The sequence below is a fragment of the Flavobacterium sp. LC2016-23 genome (assembly GCF_009674775.1).
In the GTDB taxonomy this organism is placed as follows: Bacteria; Bacteroidota; Bacteroidia; order Flavobacteriales; family Flavobacteriaceae; genus Flavobacterium.
This window is the reverse complement of sequence record NZ_WKKE01000002.1, coordinates 15,049-31,284: the sequence shown is the minus strand read 5'-3', so window position 1 is coordinate 31,284 and position 16,236 is coordinate 15,049. Positions and strand designations below refer to the sequence as shown.

The following is a 16,236-nucleotide window of genomic DNA, read 5'->3' as shown; positions in this document are numbered from 1 at the left end:
TTATTTTTTACAACTTTTTTGCGTTTCCAATGCTCTGTCTAATCCCCATTTTGGTGAAAAAGGAGTTTCCGGTTTAAATGTAGCAAAAAGTTCGACAGCTTTATCAACCTGAGCACACAATGGTTTTGTATCCACACCTGTCCATTTTGCTCCGCCTAACTGATAATCGGCTTCACCAAAAACAGCTCTCGGATTATTAGGATCTATGGCCTTAGCTTTAGCATAATTCTCCATTATTTTACCGGAATATTTTTGAGCGTTTGTCATCGGATCCTGTACCACCCATGCCGTGTAAAGCAAAGCCTGTAAAACATACAATTCTGCGTTGTTCTGGTCTTTTATAAATTCAACATCAAGGGCATCCTGTGCTTTGGTCAGTAATAAATCAACTTTAGATTTATCTTTTTCTGCAAAAGCACTTGTTGTGTTCACTAAGGCAACGTAATAGTTAGGCAGCCAGCTGTTTTTTTCTGCAGACGCTATTCTTTCGAACATTGCCGAAGCTTCTGTATTTTTTCCTTCTTTCCAAAGTCCGAATGCTTTTCCCATTCCCTGTTCAAATTGTGTTTGTGCTGAACTTATTACGGCTACAAATAATGCGATGGTGGTAATTATTTTTTTCATTTTGATTTATTTTAATGGTTGTTAATTAATTATTTATTTTTTAGTTGAATACAATAGCTATTTTCGAGTCTTTGCTAACCGTAAATTTAGCATCTTTGTACGAAGGAGGCCCCATAAATCCTCTTGCATTATTCGAACATGCATAGGCTTCAGAAGGAATTCCCATCATATTTTTATCCAGCTTTCCATTACTGTTTTCATCATGATACGTTGAAATCCCGTATTCTCCTTTTGGAATACCTTTAAAGGTAACGGTTAACTCATTATTTTTAATTTCAGAAACAATGCTTTTGTAAGTCGTGTTCAGGAATGTGCCGTCTGAGTTGTATAAACCTACTTTGACAGCTCCTGTATTGTTTTTCAAACCTGAAACAGAAACAGTAAGATTTACATTTTGTGCAGACATTAAACTGCAGATAAAAAAGGTGATTAGTGTAATAATTTTGGTCATGATTTCTTTTTTTTAAGGTTCTAAGTAATTAAGGTTCTGAGTTACTGCGTTTTTATTGATGATTAAAACTCTGTTATTAATTTATACTTCAAAAGTATACCGGATATTATTGTTTTAAAATTAAATGATACCGAGTTGTTGAATTTGGTGACTGAATTGTTTTTTTGGAAGGTTCTAAGATGCTAAGGTTCTTAGTTTCTAAGTTTTTTTTCTTACTCCCTCAGAACCTTAGCAACTTAGTCGCTTAGAAACTATAAATTCTTCAACTGATTCTCATTTTTATTCTGACTAATCGTCCAGAAGAAACCAACAAAGAAGAATCTGTCTGCTGTTGGGGTAACCGCCTGTCTGTTGTAAACTCCGTTTGCATCCGGCAATTTAGCGTAATCGTATCCGAAAACGTTTTGGCTTCCTAACACATTTGAAACAGAGAAATACAATATTTTTTGTGTGGTTAATAAGTACGCCCAGTTAAAGCTTAAACTATTGTAGGATTTCGTTTTCCCGTTCATGAATTGGGTCTGGTTCGGATCGTTATAAGGTCTTCCGGAACTGTAACTGTTCGTGAAACCAATTTGTGATTTCCAGTCGGTAATAAAATATTTGGTTACGATGGATAAACTATGATTCGCAACGAAATTTGGTGTCGCCATATTCGGAAAGTTTTTATACTGTCTTTCTGAATCGATGTACGAATAAGAAATCCAATATTCCAGGTTTTTATGCAGATTACTGTCTCTCCAGAATAAATCCAGTCCTTTGGCATAACCCGAACCATTATTATTGAAAACCGAATTGTATTGAATATCTCTAGTATTATACTGAACCAAATTGCTGTAATCTTTATAATAAGCCTCGGCTCTGAAAGTTTGCCCCGGTTTGGTAAATTGATAATTCAGAATATAATGCTGTGCTTTTTCGCTTTCAAACTGATGGTATTTTGAATACTTGATATAATCCACCACAGGTGTCTGGGAGAAATCCCCATAAGCAAAAGAGAACTGGCTGTTTTTAGAAACCTTGTAAGCTACGGAAGCCCTTGGTGCCAGATTAGTTTCATCCAGTAAGCTATTATTCGAAAGTCTCAAACCTACTTTCAGGGCAAGGTTCTTTGAAAATAAAATATCACCCTCTGTGTAAAAAGCCGCAATATTGGAGTCGTAACCGTTTGTCACTTTTGTCGAAATATTGTCATTGAAGTTCTCATTAAATTTTGTGATGAAATAATCAGCTCCAAAAGATAATTTAAAGTAATTGGAAACATTCTTTTTCAATTTCAATTTCAGTTGTGCCGCATTTTCATCACTGTCCACATCGTTGATATTAAATTTAACTTTGTTTTTGCTGTACCCGTAACTGATTCCTGAAGTCAGTTGCCAGCCGGTTCCAAAATTCCCTTTGTAAGAAGCATTAAAGTAAAAATTATTATTGTTTAAATCCGTTCGGACAGGGTCAGCAAAATTTATGTTTTTCTGATTCAGATCGAATTTTTCAGAATCAAAAGCAGCATATAATTTAAAGGTTCCATTCGTAAAATGATAACGATAAACGGCTTCTCCACCCAAAGACTGGTAGGGACTATTCCAGTCTACATTTTGTGGAATAACGGCCTGGTAAGGTGCCAGATTGATGTAATTGGTATTGATACTGAACGAGCTTTTTTTCCATTTTTGCGTATTTCCTACTCCCAGACCAACGGTCATTAAAGCGATATCTGTCTTATTCTGATCCGGTTCGTCCTGTGTATTCAAAAGCAAAACACTCGATAAAGCTTCCCCGTATTCTGCAGAATAACCACCGGTAGAAAACGCGATTCCGCTAAACAAAAAAGGAGAAAAACGGCTTCTGGTTGGCAAATTATTCGTACTTGCTCCGTAAGGCTGCGCGACACGAAGTCCGTCAACGAAAGTCTGTGTTTCGCTGGCTTCTCCTCCACGAACAAACAATCGTCCATCTTCCCCCACCGTCTGTGTTCCCGGTAAAGTCTGCAAAGCGGCTATAATATTTCCGGCAGAACCCGCAGTAGTCACAATGTCTAAGGGTTTTAGTACTGAAACCCTCGCCTTATCTCCAGATTCCAGGGTTCCGGCTGTGATTACAACCGCGTCAAGAGCATTTACATTTTCTCTTAATTTAACCGTCTGGTTTTTATAATTGGCAACATCAATTTCTTGTCTGAAGGTGTCATACAGCAGGAAGCTCACAATTAAAAACTGATTTCCCGTTGTTGTCGTTTCAAAAGAAAACTCACCCGTTTCAGAACTTGTAGCCCCATCGTACGTTCCGTCAATGTAAATGTTAGCTCCGGGAACTGGTTTTCCTTTCTGGTCAACCACTTTCCCCGAAATGGTGTTTTGAGCAGAAACAATAGCTCCAAAAAATAAAACGATAATTGTAAAAAGTAATTTGGTTTTCATACCTGTTGGTTTATATAGTATTGGTTTTTGATGATGCAAATGTATTTTAACAGTTTTAGTTAAAAAATATTAAATAACCCAATTGTAGAAATTCGGGGATGAGTTGTAAATTACTTATTTGTATCTTAGCTTTTAGTTCGTCGCATTTTAAAATAAAGAATAAATGAACATAGCAGTCGCACAGATAAAACCTGTAAAGGGAGACATCCCGGCCAATATAGAAAAGCACATTCAATTTATCGAAATTGCTTCTTCCCTCAAAGCAACTTCCATATTTTTCCCGGAGCTTTCTTTAACAGGTTATGAACCGGAACTTTCCAAAGCCCTTGCAACTGATCCGGAAGATGATCGACTGAATACTTTTCAGCAAATTTCGAATCGTAAAGAGATTACGATTGGAGTCGGAATTCCAACAAAGGCTGAAAACAGGATCCGAATCAGTATGATTGTATTTCGACCCAATCAGGAAAGACTTACCTACTCCAAGCAACAGCTTCATGAGGATGAATTTCCTTATTTTGAAAAAGGTCATGAACAAATACTAATTGAAATTGAAGACCAAAAAATTATTCCCGCTATTTGCTATGAAAGCCTGCAAATAGCACATGCTGAAAAAGCAAGCAACATGGGCGGAGAAATTTATGTCGCCAGCGTAGCCAAATCACAAAACGGAATAGAAAAAGCTGTTGTACATTATCCCGAAGTTGCTCAAAAATATGCTATGCCCGTTTTAATGTCAAATTGTATTGGCCAATGTGATAATTTTATAAGTGCTGGTTATAGTGCTGTCTGGACAAAAGAAGGAAAATTAGCAGGACAACTTAATCATAAAAATCAAGGCATTATTGTTTTCAATACCCAAACAGAAGAAATTACAACACGTATTATTGAAGAGAATTCACTTTACACCTTTGATAATCACTAAAAAAACTAAAATTACATTTTAAGAAAAAACCAAAAACCATAGTAGTTATGTCAGAAAACAAAAGAATCTCGAATTTATATCAATCCATTTATAATGGAAATCCGTGGCTGGAAGTAACTCTGGCACATACTTTAGAAAATATAACGGCAGAGCAGGCTTACCGGAAAGTAAATCCGAATTTAAATACCATTTGGGAAATTGTCAACCATCTTATCCAATGGAGAAGAAACATTCTAAGACGCGTTCAGGGAGAAACCGTGTTGACTCCTGACCATAATTATTTTGTTCCGGTTTTAGATTCTTCCGAAGCAGCCTGGGAACAATCGCTTCAAAGTCTGGCGAAATCGCAGGAATTGTGGAATGCCTTTTTTGAAGATTTTAATGATTCCGATTTAGAAAAAATATACATTAATAACAACCACACCTATTACGAACACATTCATGGAATCATTCAGCATGATGTTTATCATTTGGGTCAGATTGTGATTTTGAAAAAATTACTGTAACAATCAAGCCTATGAAAAAATCAATACTATTGCCCGTCTTTTTACTTTTAACTGCAATTGGTTTTTCGCAGCAAAAAGAAGTAAAATTCGATGAAAATCTGGCAAAATCCTTGCATGCCGATGATTACGGAATGAAAAAATACGTTTTTTGCCTTCTAAAATCAGGAACGAACACCAGTGCCTCCAAAGAAGAGACCAAAAAATTATTTGAAGGACACATGGCCAATATCAACAAATTAGCTCAGGAAGGCAAACTGATTGTCGCAGGCCCCTTCATGAAAAACGATAGAAACTACAGGGGCATTTATATTTTTAATGTAGAAACTGTTGAAGAGGCAAAAGCACTTGTTGTCACGGATCCCACAATAAAAGCAAATTTACTTGAAGCTGAATTAACACCCTGGTACGCCACCGCAGCCTTGCAGGAAACCTTAAAAATTCATGAAAAAATCGCGAAGACAAAAATATAACCCTAGTGTATGAAGACTGAAAAAGAAAAAATGATTTCGGGCGAATATTACCTTGCAGGAGATTCTGTTTTAGTAAAAGAACGACGAAAAGCCAAAAACTTATTGCACCGGCTCAACGTAATAGAATACCGCCTGACCAAAAAAGCAAAGGAGATTTTAGCCGAATTAATTCCGAATACGGGTAAAAGTTTTTATATCGAACCTCCCTTTCATTGTGATTACGGATACAATATTTTCTGTGGAGACAACGTTTATTTCAATGTCAATTGTGTGGTTTTAGACTGCGCGCCGGTACATATCGGATCGAATGTGTTTTTTGCTCCAAACGTTCAAATTTATACGGCGACTCATCCGCTTGACGCCGAATTACGCAAAACATTAGAAAATGCACGGCCAGTTTCTATTGGAGACGATTGCTGGATTGGCGGAAATTCTGTTATATGTCCGGGCGTAACGATCGGGAAAGGATGCGTTATCGGCGCCGGATCGGTTGTTACGAAAGACATTCCGGACAACTCACTGGCTGTTGGAAATCCCGCAAAAATCATTCGAAAATTAAATCAGGAACCTGAATCAAAATCATAATGCTTACCTTAAACAAAGTCCACCATATTGCCATTTTATGTTCTCATTATCAAAAATCCAAAACTTTTTATACCGAAGTTTTAGGCTTAACTATTATTCGCGAAATCTACCGTGAAGAAAGGCAGTCGTACAAGCTTGACCTGGCATTAAACGGAAGTTATATCGTAGAATTATTTTCGTTTCCGAATCCACCGCAACGGCCTTCAAGACCAGAAGCAGTGGGTTTGCGTCATTTGGCTTTTGAAGTCATTAATCTGGAGGAAACCGTTGCTTTTTTAAATTCGAAAAATATTGATTCAGAACCTATCAGAATTGATGAAACGACTGATAAGCGATTTACTTTTATCGCTGATCCGGATTTATTGCCCATTGAGTTTTACGAGCGATAGAATAATTACGTAAGGGTGGCATTTTATTACTGGTATTAAATTAGACTTTGCTAATTTGTGGCTTTGCAGGATTTTTCCAGAATAAATAAATTTAACATTTTATAAAGAGCCAAATCTATTAAAAAACGAATATGAATCTCTAATTTTGTGAAATCGCAAATAAAACGCTGCGATTCTCAAATTTAACTCTGATGAACAAAACGGCACAAATCAAAAAAAATCATCAATTCATTGTTTTCCGAAAATTAGTTATAGTTTCTGTTTTAATTGGTTTTCTTTCCGCATTCTTAGGAATTTCATTAAAAAAAATAACCGAATACTACGAAGAAATCTTCTTTCACGAAGTGACCGTAAACCCTGTATTCTGCCTTATTTTTCCCGTTTTCGGATTGTCTGTAATCTATTTTTTGAGACAGTACCTTTTTAAGAAAAAAGAAAACAAAGGCATTAAAGAAGTTTTTGAAAGCACTAACTCAGGTTCAAAAAATCTTCCTTCCTACAAAATTCCATCCCATTTTATAAACGGATTATTAACCGTAATTTTTGGAGGCTCAACCGGAATCGAAGTCTCCACTGTTGTGGCTACTGCGACAATTGGTTCCGTTGCACAGCAAAAAGAAAATGTCTTTCGTAAATACAAAACAGAATTGATTTGTGCGGGCGTTGCCGCGGGGATCACCGCCTTATTCAGCAGTCCGATTGCGGGAATTTTATTTGCTGTTGAAGTCATTTCCCGAAAAATAACGCGTGCTTTTATCCTTACCAATGTAATTGCTGTTTCGATAGCGTTTGGTTTACTGTCCATTCTAAAAGAAGAACCTTTATTTAGCGTGTCGATTACAACCTGGCATCTGAAAGCGATTCCGTATTTTATTCTTTTAGGCATTCTGGCCGGAATAAATTCAGTTTACCTAACCCGTTGCGTCTTGTTTTTTAAATCTCAATTTGGTAAAATTCAAACGCATTATTACAAAATTCTTTTAGGTTCAACTGTGCTGAGTGTTTCTCTATTTGTATTTCCGCAATTGTACGGGGAAGGCTATCATGCTATTAAAATGATTTTTGGAAATTCAAGCGAGCTTCCGTTAACCATAACTTTAGCATTGACTTTCATTGGAATTTTAATCCTGAAACCAATTGTAACTTCTGTAACACTGGCTTCCGGCGGCGATGGAGGTGTTTTTGCCCCGAGCCTTTTTATCGGTGCTTTTCTGGGTTTATTGGTAGCTTCAGTTTTAAATACGTTTTTTAACACGCAGGTAATCCCGGTTAATTTTATGATCATCGGAATGGCAGCTGTTTTAAGTGCCAGCATTCATGCGCCTTTTACTGCTATATTTTTAGTGTGCGGATTAACAAACGATTATACCTTATTCCTTCCCATCTTAGGTGTTTGCCTGATTTCGAAATACACAGCGAAAATGATTTATCCATATACTGTTTATACGTATTCTCCAAGTTTAATAAAATAAGCATGCCAGTTCAGAAAATAAAAAGAAGTTATCGCAAAACCCGTTATATCCTTTACAAAGAAACCTTAATTGATTATAAAGAACATTTTTGGTCCTTTTTAGGTTCCTTTATCGGAATTGGAATCCTCGCTTATCTGGAATCTATTCGCTTTTCCGGCAGCGATATTGTTTTTTTAATTGGTTCTTTTGGAGCATCAAGCGTATTAGTTTATGGAATTATCCAAAGTCCGTTTTCACAGCCCCGAAATTTAATTGGTGGCCATTTGATCTCGGCGATTATTGGCGTTACAGTAAACAAGCTGGTGCCTGATATTATTTGGTTAGCTGCACCACTTGCGGTTTCGCTTTCTATTATTTTTATGCAAATTACTAAAACACTTCATCCACCCGGAGGTGCAACCGCACTTATTGCAGTTACAGGCTCTGCTCAGATAAAAAATTTAGGTTATATGTATGTACTTTCTCCCGTTTTAGACGGTGTATTAATTCTATTTATAACGGCGCTAATTTTTAATAACATGACTTCAGGCAGAACCTATCCAAGTCATAGCACATATCACAAACGTTATCATAAGATCAGAAAGCGATTGGTTGGGAAGTAATTTTTATTCGAAAAATGATTGTCATCCTGATTGAAGTCGAGGGCTTGTCAATTGGAACGGGGCTTCGACTCCGCTCAGCCTGACAGTCACAACGAAAATTTTAAACTTTAGTCATTATTAAAATCTGTAAGGTTTTGAAAACCTTAAAGGAAGCATGTTGACCTGGTGTCATCCTGAGCGAAGTCGAAGGTATGCGAATTGTAATGGGCTTCGACTCCGCTCAGCCTGACACACGGGGTAATACCAACTTCATTCGTTAAGATTAATCCCTTTCTAAAATCTTTTCAACAAATCGTAATTCAAAATTCGTATTTCGTTTTTTATATTTTACCTTTGACTTTTCAAAAAATACAAAGATTATGGTTTATAAATTTAGAGTAATTCTAGACGCCGAAGAAGATATTTTCAGAGACATTGCAATTCTTGAGGACGATACCCTTGAGGATTTACACAATGCGATCTTCAACGCTTTTGGTTTTGACGGAATGGAAGTAGCTTCGTTTTATACCTGCGATGAAACTTGGAATCAGGAAGATGAAATTCCGCTTTTTGATACCGGAGACGTTCCCGGCGAACAAAAAACCATGAGCGATTACGCATTATCTGATATTTTAGACAAAGAAAATACCAAAATTATCTATGTGTACGATTTCATCAATATGTGGACTTTCCTTGTAGAATTGGCCGCTGTAGAAGAGCAATCGGCTACCGCAATTTATCCGGAAACGCTATTCTCTCACGGTGAAATGCCGGACGAAGCCATCGAAAAAAACTTTGAAGCTGATATGCATGACGATATCTACGGCGAATTTGAAGATGATTTAGACGAAGATGATCTGGATATGTTTGAAGGAGACGACAGCTTTGAGGATTTCGGGTTTGAGGAGAATTGGAATTAAACGGAAAGGTCCTGAGGTTCTGAGTCGCTAAGATTCTAAGGTTTTTATTTTGAAGGTTTTTTCTTATTTTTATTAACTTTAATAAATTAATAAAAAATGAGTGACTTTAGAAAACTTTTAATCTGGCAGAAATCAGTTGCCCTCACTACCAAAATCTATTTTTCAACAAACCATTTCCCGAAAGAAGAAATCTTCGGATTAACTTCACAAATCAGACGAAGTTCGATTTCAATCCCAAGCAATATTGCAGAAGGATACGGACGAGAAAGTGATAAAGATTTTTTGCGCTTTTTAAATATAGCAATAGCTTCTTTATTTGAAATGCAGACTCAGTTAGAAATTGCTAAAAATATAACCTATCTTAACGAACAAGAATTTAATAATTTATATGAGGACAGCCGGGAAGTAGAGAGAATGCTAGTTTCGTTTATAAAAAAAATAAAAGACAGAAACTAAAAAACTCAGAACCTTAGCGACTCAGAACCTCAGAACCTTTAAATATGATCAACTTATTCAACACCCACATCGAGACGCTTTCGATACACCGCGTAGGAAACAAAAGCAGAAACGAAGCGATTTTTTTATCGGAACAGCCATTTAATTTAAATGATGAAATTGTGCCTTTGATAAAAGAGTACTTCTTTAAGCCTTTTAGAGAAAAAGAAGAAAACTATTATCAGTTTGCGCACGAAGTAGATTTGGATTACAATGACATGTTTAAATATGCTACCGAGATTTTTGCTAATCCGGCAAATGTGCAGGAAATTTCCAAAAAAATCACGACACATTTATTCGAGCAGTCCAATCACCCGCATATTAAGAACGGAGAGGTGTATGTGACCTATCTGACCAATTTAAGTATTGACAACAATGTTGTGGATGCTATCGGAATTTTTAAAAGTGAATTACAAGCTGACTTTTTACAATTCGAGGAAAAAGACAGCAACCTTGAAATGATCCTGCAACAAGGAATCAACCTAAGCAAATTAGATAAAGGATGTCTGATCTTTAATTATAAAAAAGAAGAAGGATATAAAATTCTTACCGTAGACAGCAACCGTTATGACGCACGTTACTGGCTGGAGCATTTTCTATCTGTTGATGCTTTTGAAGATGAAAATTTTATCACTAAAAAGTACTTAAAATTCTGTCAGAACTTCGCTAAAGACGTCGTTTTACCGGCAGAAGACAAAAAAGAAGAGGTGATGTTTATGAACCGTTCTGTGAATTATTTCGCCAAAAACGATCAGTTTGAAGAACAAAATTTCCTAAACGAAGTACTGGACAACCCTGACTTAATTCCTGAATTCAAAAACTATAAAGTGGATAAAGGAGAAAAATACAGCATCGAAGATGTAACCTCATTCCCAATTGCCAATGCAGCAGTTTCTGACGCCCGAAAATCGATTAAAAATGTGATTAATCTGGATACGCATATTCAGATAAAAATGGATTTCATCAATCCGGAAAGCGCAGAAAAATACGTTGAAAAAGGGTGGGATGAAGAAAAACAAATGTATTACTATTTAGTTTACTTCAATAAAGAAGAAAAAAGCTAAAAAGTCATTCATTTTCTATTACTTACTTAAACAAAAAACGGCAACTACTATATGTAATTGCCGTTTTTTAATTAAATACTTCCCAACTAAAACAACGAAAACATTGCTTTGAGAATATCATCGTAAGCTTGTTTGTCTTTCTCTCCCGAACGGGCCAAAACCCTGATTCCGGTATAATTATTAAAGATAAAACGAGCCAGCGTTCTGGCATTCTGTTTCGTCGAAATTTGTCCTGCCTCCTGCCCTTTTGTTACGGCTTTTAGAAAAATATCCTGCATAGTCACTCGGTTATCATTCACTATTTTGGCAATTTCTTCGTCATGCATGGCAAGTTCTACCGAGGAATTTACCATAAAACAGCCTTTTGTAATACGGTCTTCCAGACTTTCTGCAACAGCCTGCTTAAAGATTTCTGTCAGGGTTGCTTTGATATCTTCAGATTCTTGCAGAAGCTCTCTTACATAATCCTCACCTTGCTTTTGATATCTTTTCAGGGCCATAGAAAAAAGCTTTTGCTTGTCACCAAACGTATCGTACAAACTGGAGCGGCTTAAACCCAAATGGGTTACAAGATCCTGAGCCGAAGTTCCGTTATACCCTTTGTGCCAGAAAATCTCAATAGCTTTATCCAAAGCTTTCTCTTCGTTAAATTCTTTCGTTCTGGCCATGACTCCCTAATTAAATTCTTTGCAAAGATACATAAAATACGGAACAATCGTTCCTGAATTAAAGTAAAAAAAAAAAATTAAACAACAGCGTTAACGATTAATCCACCGTCGACAACAATTTCGGTACCGGTAATAAACGATGCATCATCAGAAGCCAGGAAAGCTACAGTTTTTGCAATTTCTGAAGCTTTACCAAAACGTTTCAATAATATTTTCTCTCCTAAAATAGTTCCAAAACCTTCCACTTCTTCTTTTTCCAAACCTAATTTTCCGTAAAGCGGTGTTTCAACAGGTCCTGGAGAAACCGCATTGATTCTGATATTTCTTGGCGCCAATTCAGTTGCAAATACCCTGTTTAAAGATAAAAGAGCTGCTTTACTAGCGGCATAAACACCTGAATTCGGCATACCCACACTTGCATTGATAGAAGTATTGAAAATTACGGAACCTCCGTCATTCAAAATGGGCAATAATTTCTGAAGCGTAAAATAAACGCCTTTTACATTTACATTCATAATAGAATCGTAATGTTCTTCTGATGCAGACTCCAAAGGTGCAAATGAAGCCACTCCGGCATTTAAAAATACAATATCAATTTTACCAAATTTTGCGGCAACTTCAGCTACCAGATTATCAATCGATTTTAAATTTCCCTGATCAGCAACAATTCCGGTTACATTCAGTTCGTTTTCTGCTTTCACCAAAGCTTCCTTGTTTCTTCCTGTGATAATTACTTTTGCGCCTCTTTCTACAAATTCCGCTGCGGCAGCATAACCTATTCCGCTATTTCCACCTGTTATAAGGGCAACTTTTTTTTCTAAATTTTTCATTTTTATTTGTTTTTAAAGTATTGATTATTCAATTATTATGGTGCAAAGATACAATAACGGAATGATCGTTCCGTTATTTATCAGGTTAATATTTTGTTAAATAAAAAAGAAGCGCTGAATCCTTTGGTTTCCAGCCTATAAAAATCTATCAAACCATAAGCGAAAGAGATGGCAAAAGAAGTAACATTCTTAATTTTTGCTTAATTTTGCATTCTAAATCAAAAACAAATGGATACTCTTTTGCACGCAGAAAGTCCTTTCAAAACCATAATCTCCTTTCATAAACTAATTGAATCTTTTGAAGAAATTGCTTTATCTGATGTAGATTATCGTTCGAACTATGCGAAAGCTATTTTAAAACAAATAGAATCTATACCTCAGTTGAAGACTGGAATTGAAGATTTCAGTATTATCAAAAACAATGAGGCTTTAATTAAAAACATACTGGCTGATTTATTCCCGACAGCTTTGACTTACAATGAAATAAAAGCGGTTACTATTCCGTTTCAAAACATTTCCTTCAATTATACAGAACGTTTCAAAAGAATATTGCGTAATGCCGGTGATGAGTTTTATATGGAAATTCGTGATTTTGATAATCACCAGTTCTATATTAATAACTGCTGCCTGATTCTGAGCAGTTATTATGGACAAAATATAGATTTCAATAAAATCTTTTTTTATGATATTCCGGATGAAAACGGAATTGAAAAACATTATCGTATTCTGTATAATGCCGATTTTATGGAAATCACGCCAACAGAACGTTCTGTTTCGCTTACACAAGATGATATCGATCTGTTAATTGACAATTATAATGATACGGAATTATGGAAATCAAAATTTCCTCCCGGAAGCTGGATGCTAAAAGGTTTCGGAATTGTTTCTTTATTTGACGCCACTACGGAAAGTGCCATCTCCAATTTAAAAAGCAATCTTCTGAAACCCGATACAAAAACGGTAGCATCCAATGATATTATCGAAAATATTTTTAAATCTATTTTTAAAGTTCCTGATTTAAAAGTGGGTTTTATCATCTATAATCCGGAGGAAGAAAAATTTATAAGACCAATTAAATATGATAATCAGCTGCAAAGTTTTTTACTTTCAACCGATCAGGAAGTCGATTGCAAAAATGCTTTTTTCGGATGTTCTTTTGAAAATTTATTGGATAAACAGGAGCCTTTTGTTATTTCCAATGTTAAAAAATTCATGGAAGAATCTCCAAATAAGAGACTGGGTGAACATTTACTAAAACAAAACATTCAGAGTTGTGTTTTTGCTCCGGTCATCAAAGACGGGCATTTACTGGGTGTTGTCGAACTGGTTTCTGAAAATCCAAGAAGCTTAAACAGCGTAAACGCTACCAAACTGGAATTGGTCCTGCCTTATTTAACCGACACTATCGATCGTTATAATACGGACATGCAACATCAGGTGGAAGCGATTATTCAGCGTGAATACACCACAATTCACCCAAGTGTGTATTGGAAATTTAAAAAAGAATCCCAAAATTACTTTCAAAACAACAATCCTGCTAAAGATTATATTTTTAAGGAAATTGTATTTAAAAACGTTTTCCCGTTATACGGACAAATTGACATTAAAGGTTCTTCAGAGCATCGAAATGAAACGGTTAAGAGAGATTTAAAAAATCAGCTTACGACCATTTTGGAAATTTTCGGAAACCAGAAACCCAACAGCAACCTGATGCTTCTGGAACAGCGTAAATTTGAATTGGAATCGCTTCGGGACGAATTGGATCAGCCTTTAAAAGCAGATACCGAACAACATATTCAGCGTTATATCGAAGAAGAAATTCATCCTCTTCTAAAAAACACAAAAGACACCGCTAAAAATGAAAAATTAGAGCAGTTGTATTTTGAAAGCTTAGATGAAAAAACAGGAATGTTTTACCAGGAAAGAAAGAAATTTGATAATGCGATGTCCATCATCAATAAAAAACTGGCTTCTGTACTGGACAAAAAACAATTGGAAGCCCAGCAGATCTACCCGCATTATTACGAGCGTTTTAAAACCGATGGTGTTGAGCATAATTTATATATCGGAGCTTCCATAGCACCAACAAAACCTTTTGACATCATGTATCTGCACAACCTGCGTTTATGGCAGCTGCAGACTTTATGTGAAATGGAACTGGAACATCATCAGCTTAAAGAATCTTTACCATATGAACTGGATGTAACATCTTTAATTCTCGTCTTCAGTTCCGCGCTTTCTATTCGTTTCAGAATGGATGAAAAACGTTTTGATGTTGATGGAACTTATAACGCAAGATATGAGGTGGTTAAAAAGCGTATTGACAAAGCAAATATCAAAGGCACAAAAGACAGAATTACGGAGAAAGAAAAAATTACGATCGTATATTCCCAAAATAGCGAAGAAGCTGAATATCTGAAATACATTAAATATTTACAGCACAAAAAAATACTGGAACCTGCAATCGAGCAATTTGAAGTGGAAGATTTACAGGGTGTTTCAGGCTTGAGAGCCATACGCGTAAAAGTAATTAATAACATTACCAATGCCAATGCTAAAAAAATTACCTATCAGGATTTACTGGATGAACTCAACTAGTTTTATAAAAAAAGCTCAACTTTAAACTAGTTGAGCTTTTTTTTTATAAGCTTTTAAAAGCGATCACAAATGCAATAACGGTGATGATAATGCCAACCATAAAAAAGTTGTATGCAATTCGCAGTAAATTATATTTGCGCTGTAATACCAATCCGAGATAATATAAATCTTTGATCATGGTCGAATACAGATAATCACGGTCCTTCATCATTTCATTCATGGCCCAGTCATAATCTTTAAGCGGCATTTTGTAGAAATTTCCAAAAAACATCAAATTTACTTTTTTAGCTTCAACATCCTCACGTGTAAAAAAACCCGAAGTTACTTTTGGACGTGTAGACAGAATAGCAAAAATAATAGTGATCACACTCGACATCAGCATAATAAAAGTCGGAATCACCAGATGCGCATTTTTTGGACTGTCTAATTTTGGTATAATTGAAGAAAGCGCAATCGAAATAATAATCGCATTTACTGACAAGAGAATATTCGCCTTACTATCTGCAATTCCGCTGAGACGGGTATGATTTCCCAGAGTGACACGAAATAAAGTATCTACACCACGGTCCGGTTTTTCTACTTTATCTTTCTTTTTTTCTTCGGCTTCAGACTCTTTTGCTTTTTTCAATTCCTCCTTATTTAACCTTTTCTGAACCGTAGCAATATTTTTCTCTTTTAGAGGCTGCCATTTTTTCAGCGCATAATCCGTATAAAACCGATGTTTGTTTATCAAAAAACTAAGGTTTTCCTTTGCCCAGTCTAAGCTGGAGAAAGAAAGGTTCAGGGTGTTTTTTAATTCAAAACGCAGCAATTCACACGTGGATTCGTATTCTAAACTTGTAATATGAACGTAATCAGCATCTTTTATAATCTTTTCCAGGTGTGTTTGCGGAACATACGTTTTTGAGGTAGCCAAAATAAGTTTCGAAACTTCCGCTATAAATGCCTCTGATTGGTCTTTCGTTTTCAAAAAGGCCGTTGCGATCTTTACGCTCTCATTTTCATGGTCTTCTACACCTTTTATGTAACCCGTATCATGAAACCATGCAGCCACTAAAAGCATTTCTTTTTCGGCACCCCCCACATTTTCCTTCGTACAAAGCTTATTAACCGCAGTTACTACATTAAAAGTATGGTTAATATTATGGTAAGAATATAGATTAGAAAGGTTATCTTTGAGTAAATTACTGACGAAATCTTCGGATTGTTCTATTAAATTCATAAAGAATATTTTTATACCA

17 protein-coding genes are annotated in these 16,236 nt (G+C 35.9%); 11 read left to right on the top strand and 6 right to left on the bottom strand.

The window, feature by feature from the left end; genetic code table 11:
• The 3 genes from GJU43_RS01710 to GJU43_RS01700 form a co-directional block, all read right to left on the bottom strand.
• Entirely contained in the window at positions 1 to 624 is a 624-nt protein-coding gene (locus GJU43_RS01710; RefSeq protein ID WP_154339125.1) for a hypothetical protein, read from the bottom strand.
• Between the two features lie 40 nt (positions 625 to 664).
• On the bottom strand, positions 665 to 1,075 hold the full coding sequence (locus tag GJU43_RS01705; RefSeq protein ID WP_132034473.1) for a DUF2141 domain-containing protein: 411 nt from the start codon (positions 1,073 to 1,075) through the stop codon (positions 665 to 667).
• A 251-nt stretch (positions 1,076 to 1,326) separates the two neighbouring features.
• Positions 1,327 to 3,492 (bottom strand): TonB-dependent receptor, encoded by a 2,166-nt coding sequence (locus GJU43_RS01700; RefSeq protein ID WP_154339124.1) that lies wholly within the window; start codon positions 3,490 to 3,492, stop codon positions 1,327 to 1,329.
• Positions 3,493 to 3,655: 163 nt separating this feature from the next.
• Between GJU43_RS01700 and GJU43_RS01695 the strand changes: the two genes are divergently transcribed.
• The 10 genes from GJU43_RS01695 to GJU43_RS01650 all read left to right on the top strand — a co-directional run bounded on the left by GJU43_RS01695 (position 3,656) and on the right by GJU43_RS01650 (position 10,899).
• Positions 3,656 to 4,417 (top strand): carbon-nitrogen hydrolase family protein, encoded by a 762-nt coding sequence (locus GJU43_RS01695; protein WP_154339123.1) that lies wholly within the window; start codon positions 3,656 to 3,658, stop codon positions 4,415 to 4,417.
• Positions 4,418 to 4,464: 47 nt separating this feature from the next.
• Complete coding sequence (locus tag GJU43_RS01690) at positions 4,465 to 4,923, top strand: DinB family protein (RefSeq protein WP_154339122.1); 459 nt, start codon at positions 4,465 to 4,467, stop codon at positions 4,921 to 4,923.
• Between the two features lie 11 nt (positions 4,924 to 4,934).
• The gene (locus tag GJU43_RS01685; protein WP_154339121.1) at positions 4,935 to 5,393 is read left to right on the top strand and encodes a YciI family protein; all 459 of its coding nucleotides are present in this window, start codon (positions 4,935 to 4,937) and stop codon (positions 5,391 to 5,393) included.
• Between the two features lie 9 nt (positions 5,394 to 5,402).
• Positions 5,403 to 5,978 (top strand): sugar O-acetyltransferase, encoded by a 576-nt coding sequence (locus GJU43_RS01680; protein WP_154339120.1) that lies wholly within the window; start codon positions 5,403 to 5,405, stop codon positions 5,976 to 5,978.
• Positions 5,978 to 6,367, top strand: a complete 390-nt coding sequence (locus GJU43_RS01675; RefSeq protein ID WP_154339119.1) for a VOC family protein — start codon at positions 5,978 to 5,980, stop codon at positions 6,365 to 6,367. Before GJU43_RS01680 ends, GJU43_RS01675 begins: the two co-directional genes overlap by 1 nt.
• A gap of 191 nt (positions 6,368 to 6,558) precedes the next feature.
• A complete protein-coding gene (locus tag GJU43_RS01670) occupies positions 6,559 to 7,839 on the top strand; it encodes a chloride channel protein (RefSeq protein WP_154339118.1) in 1,281 nt (426 codons plus the stop codon).
• A 2-nt stretch (positions 7,840 to 7,841) separates the two neighbouring features.
• On the top strand, positions 7,842 to 8,441 hold the full coding sequence (locus tag GJU43_RS01665) for an HPP family protein (RefSeq protein WP_154339117.1): 600 nt from the start codon (positions 7,842 to 7,844) through the stop codon (positions 8,439 to 8,441).
• A 359-nt stretch (positions 8,442 to 8,800) separates the two neighbouring features.
• A complete protein-coding gene (locus tag GJU43_RS01660) occupies positions 8,801 to 9,340 on the top strand; it encodes a hypothetical protein (protein WP_154339116.1) in 540 nt (179 codons plus the stop codon).
• Between the two features lie 96 nt (positions 9,341 to 9,436).
• On the top strand, positions 9,437 to 9,796 hold the full coding sequence (locus GJU43_RS01655) for a four helix bundle protein (protein WP_154339115.1): 360 nt from the start codon (positions 9,437 to 9,439) through the stop codon (positions 9,794 to 9,796).
• Positions 9,797 to 9,840: 44 nt separating this feature from the next.
• Complete coding sequence (locus tag GJU43_RS01650; protein ID WP_132034453.1) at positions 9,841 to 10,899, top strand: nucleoid-associated protein; 1,059 nt, start codon at positions 9,841 to 9,843, stop codon at positions 10,897 to 10,899.
• An 86-nt stretch (positions 10,900 to 10,985) separates the two neighbouring features.
• Here GJU43_RS01650 and GJU43_RS01645 read toward each other — a convergent pair whose 3' ends face one another.
• Positions 10,986 to 11,567, bottom strand: coding sequence for a TetR/AcrR family transcriptional regulator (locus GJU43_RS01645; protein ID WP_154339114.1), 582 nt, complete (start codon positions 11,565 to 11,567; stop codon positions 10,986 to 10,988).
• Positions 11,568 to 11,644: 77 nt separating this feature from the next.
• Entirely contained in the window at positions 11,645 to 12,397 is a 753-nt protein-coding gene (locus tag GJU43_RS01640; protein ID WP_154339113.1) for an SDR family oxidoreductase, read from the bottom strand.
• Positions 12,398 to 12,625: 228 nt separating this feature from the next.
• Here GJU43_RS01640 and GJU43_RS01635 point away from each other — a divergent pair, with 228 nt between their 5' ends.
• The gene (locus GJU43_RS01635; RefSeq protein WP_154339112.1) at positions 12,626 to 14,995 is read left to right on the top strand and encodes a GAF domain-containing protein; all 2,370 of its coding nucleotides are present in this window, start codon (positions 12,626 to 12,628) and stop codon (positions 14,993 to 14,995) included.
• Positions 14,996 to 15,038: 43 nt separating this feature from the next.
• Here GJU43_RS01635 and GJU43_RS01630 read toward each other — a convergent pair whose 3' ends face one another.
• A complete protein-coding gene (locus GJU43_RS01630) occupies positions 15,039 to 16,217 on the bottom strand; it encodes a Pycsar system effector family protein (protein ID WP_154339111.1) in 1,179 nt (392 codons plus the stop codon).
• Positions 16,218 to 16,236 lie beyond the last annotated feature (19 nt).

Bases quoted from the DNA above. Each gene is read 5' to 3' on its own strand.
- GJU43_RS01710 (WP_154339125.1), bottom strand. From the start codon at position 624: ATGAAAAAAATAATTACCACCATCGCATTATTTGTAGCCGTAATAAGT.
- GJU43_RS01705 (WP_132034473.1), bottom strand. From the start codon at position 1,075: ATGACCAAAATTATTACACTAATCACCTTTTTTATCTGCAGTTTAATG.
- GJU43_RS01700 (WP_154339124.1), bottom strand. From the start codon at position 3,492: ATGAAAACCAAATTACTTTTTACAATTATCGTTTTATTTTTTGGAGCT.
- GJU43_RS01695 (WP_154339123.1), top strand. From the start codon at position 3,656: ATGAACATAGCAGTCGCACAGATAAAACCTGTAAAGGGAGACATCCCG.
- GJU43_RS01690 (WP_154339122.1), top strand. From the start codon at position 4,465: ATGTCAGAAAACAAAAGAATCTCGAATTTATATCAATCCATTTATAAT.
- GJU43_RS01685 (WP_154339121.1), top strand. From the start codon at position 4,935: ATGAAAAAATCAATACTATTGCCCGTCTTTTTACTTTTAACTGCAATT.
- GJU43_RS01680 (WP_154339120.1), top strand. From the start codon at position 5,403: ATGAAGACTGAAAAAGAAAAAATGATTTCGGGCGAATATTACCTTGCA.
- GJU43_RS01675 (WP_154339119.1), top strand. From the start codon at position 5,978: ATGCTTACCTTAAACAAAGTCCACCATATTGCCATTTTATGTTCTCAT.
- GJU43_RS01670 (WP_154339118.1), top strand. From the start codon at position 6,559: ATGAACAAAACGGCACAAATCAAAAAAAATCATCAATTCATTGTTTTC.
- GJU43_RS01665 (WP_154339117.1), top strand. From the start codon at position 7,842: ATGCCAGTTCAGAAAATAAAAAGAAGTTATCGCAAAACCCGTTATATC.
- GJU43_RS01660 (WP_154339116.1), top strand. From the start codon at position 8,801: ATGGTTTATAAATTTAGAGTAATTCTAGACGCCGAAGAAGATATTTTC.
- GJU43_RS01655 (WP_154339115.1), top strand. From the start codon at position 9,437: ATGAGTGACTTTAGAAAACTTTTAATCTGGCAGAAATCAGTTGCCCTC.
- GJU43_RS01650 (WP_132034453.1), top strand. From the start codon at position 9,841: ATGATCAACTTATTCAACACCCACATCGAGACGCTTTCGATACACCGC.
- GJU43_RS01645 (WP_154339114.1), bottom strand. From the start codon at position 11,567: ATGGCCAGAACGAAAGAATTTAACGAAGAGAAAGCTTTGGATAAAGCT.
- GJU43_RS01640 (WP_154339113.1), bottom strand. From the start codon at position 12,397: ATGAAAAATTTAGAAAAAAAAGTTGCCCTTATAACAGGTGGAAATAGC.
- GJU43_RS01635 (WP_154339112.1), top strand. From the start codon at position 12,626: ATGGATACTCTTTTGCACGCAGAAAGTCCTTTCAAAACCATAATCTCC.
- GJU43_RS01630 (WP_154339111.1), bottom strand. From the start codon at position 16,217: ATGAATTTAATAGAACAATCCGAAGATTTCGTCAGTAATTTACTCAAA.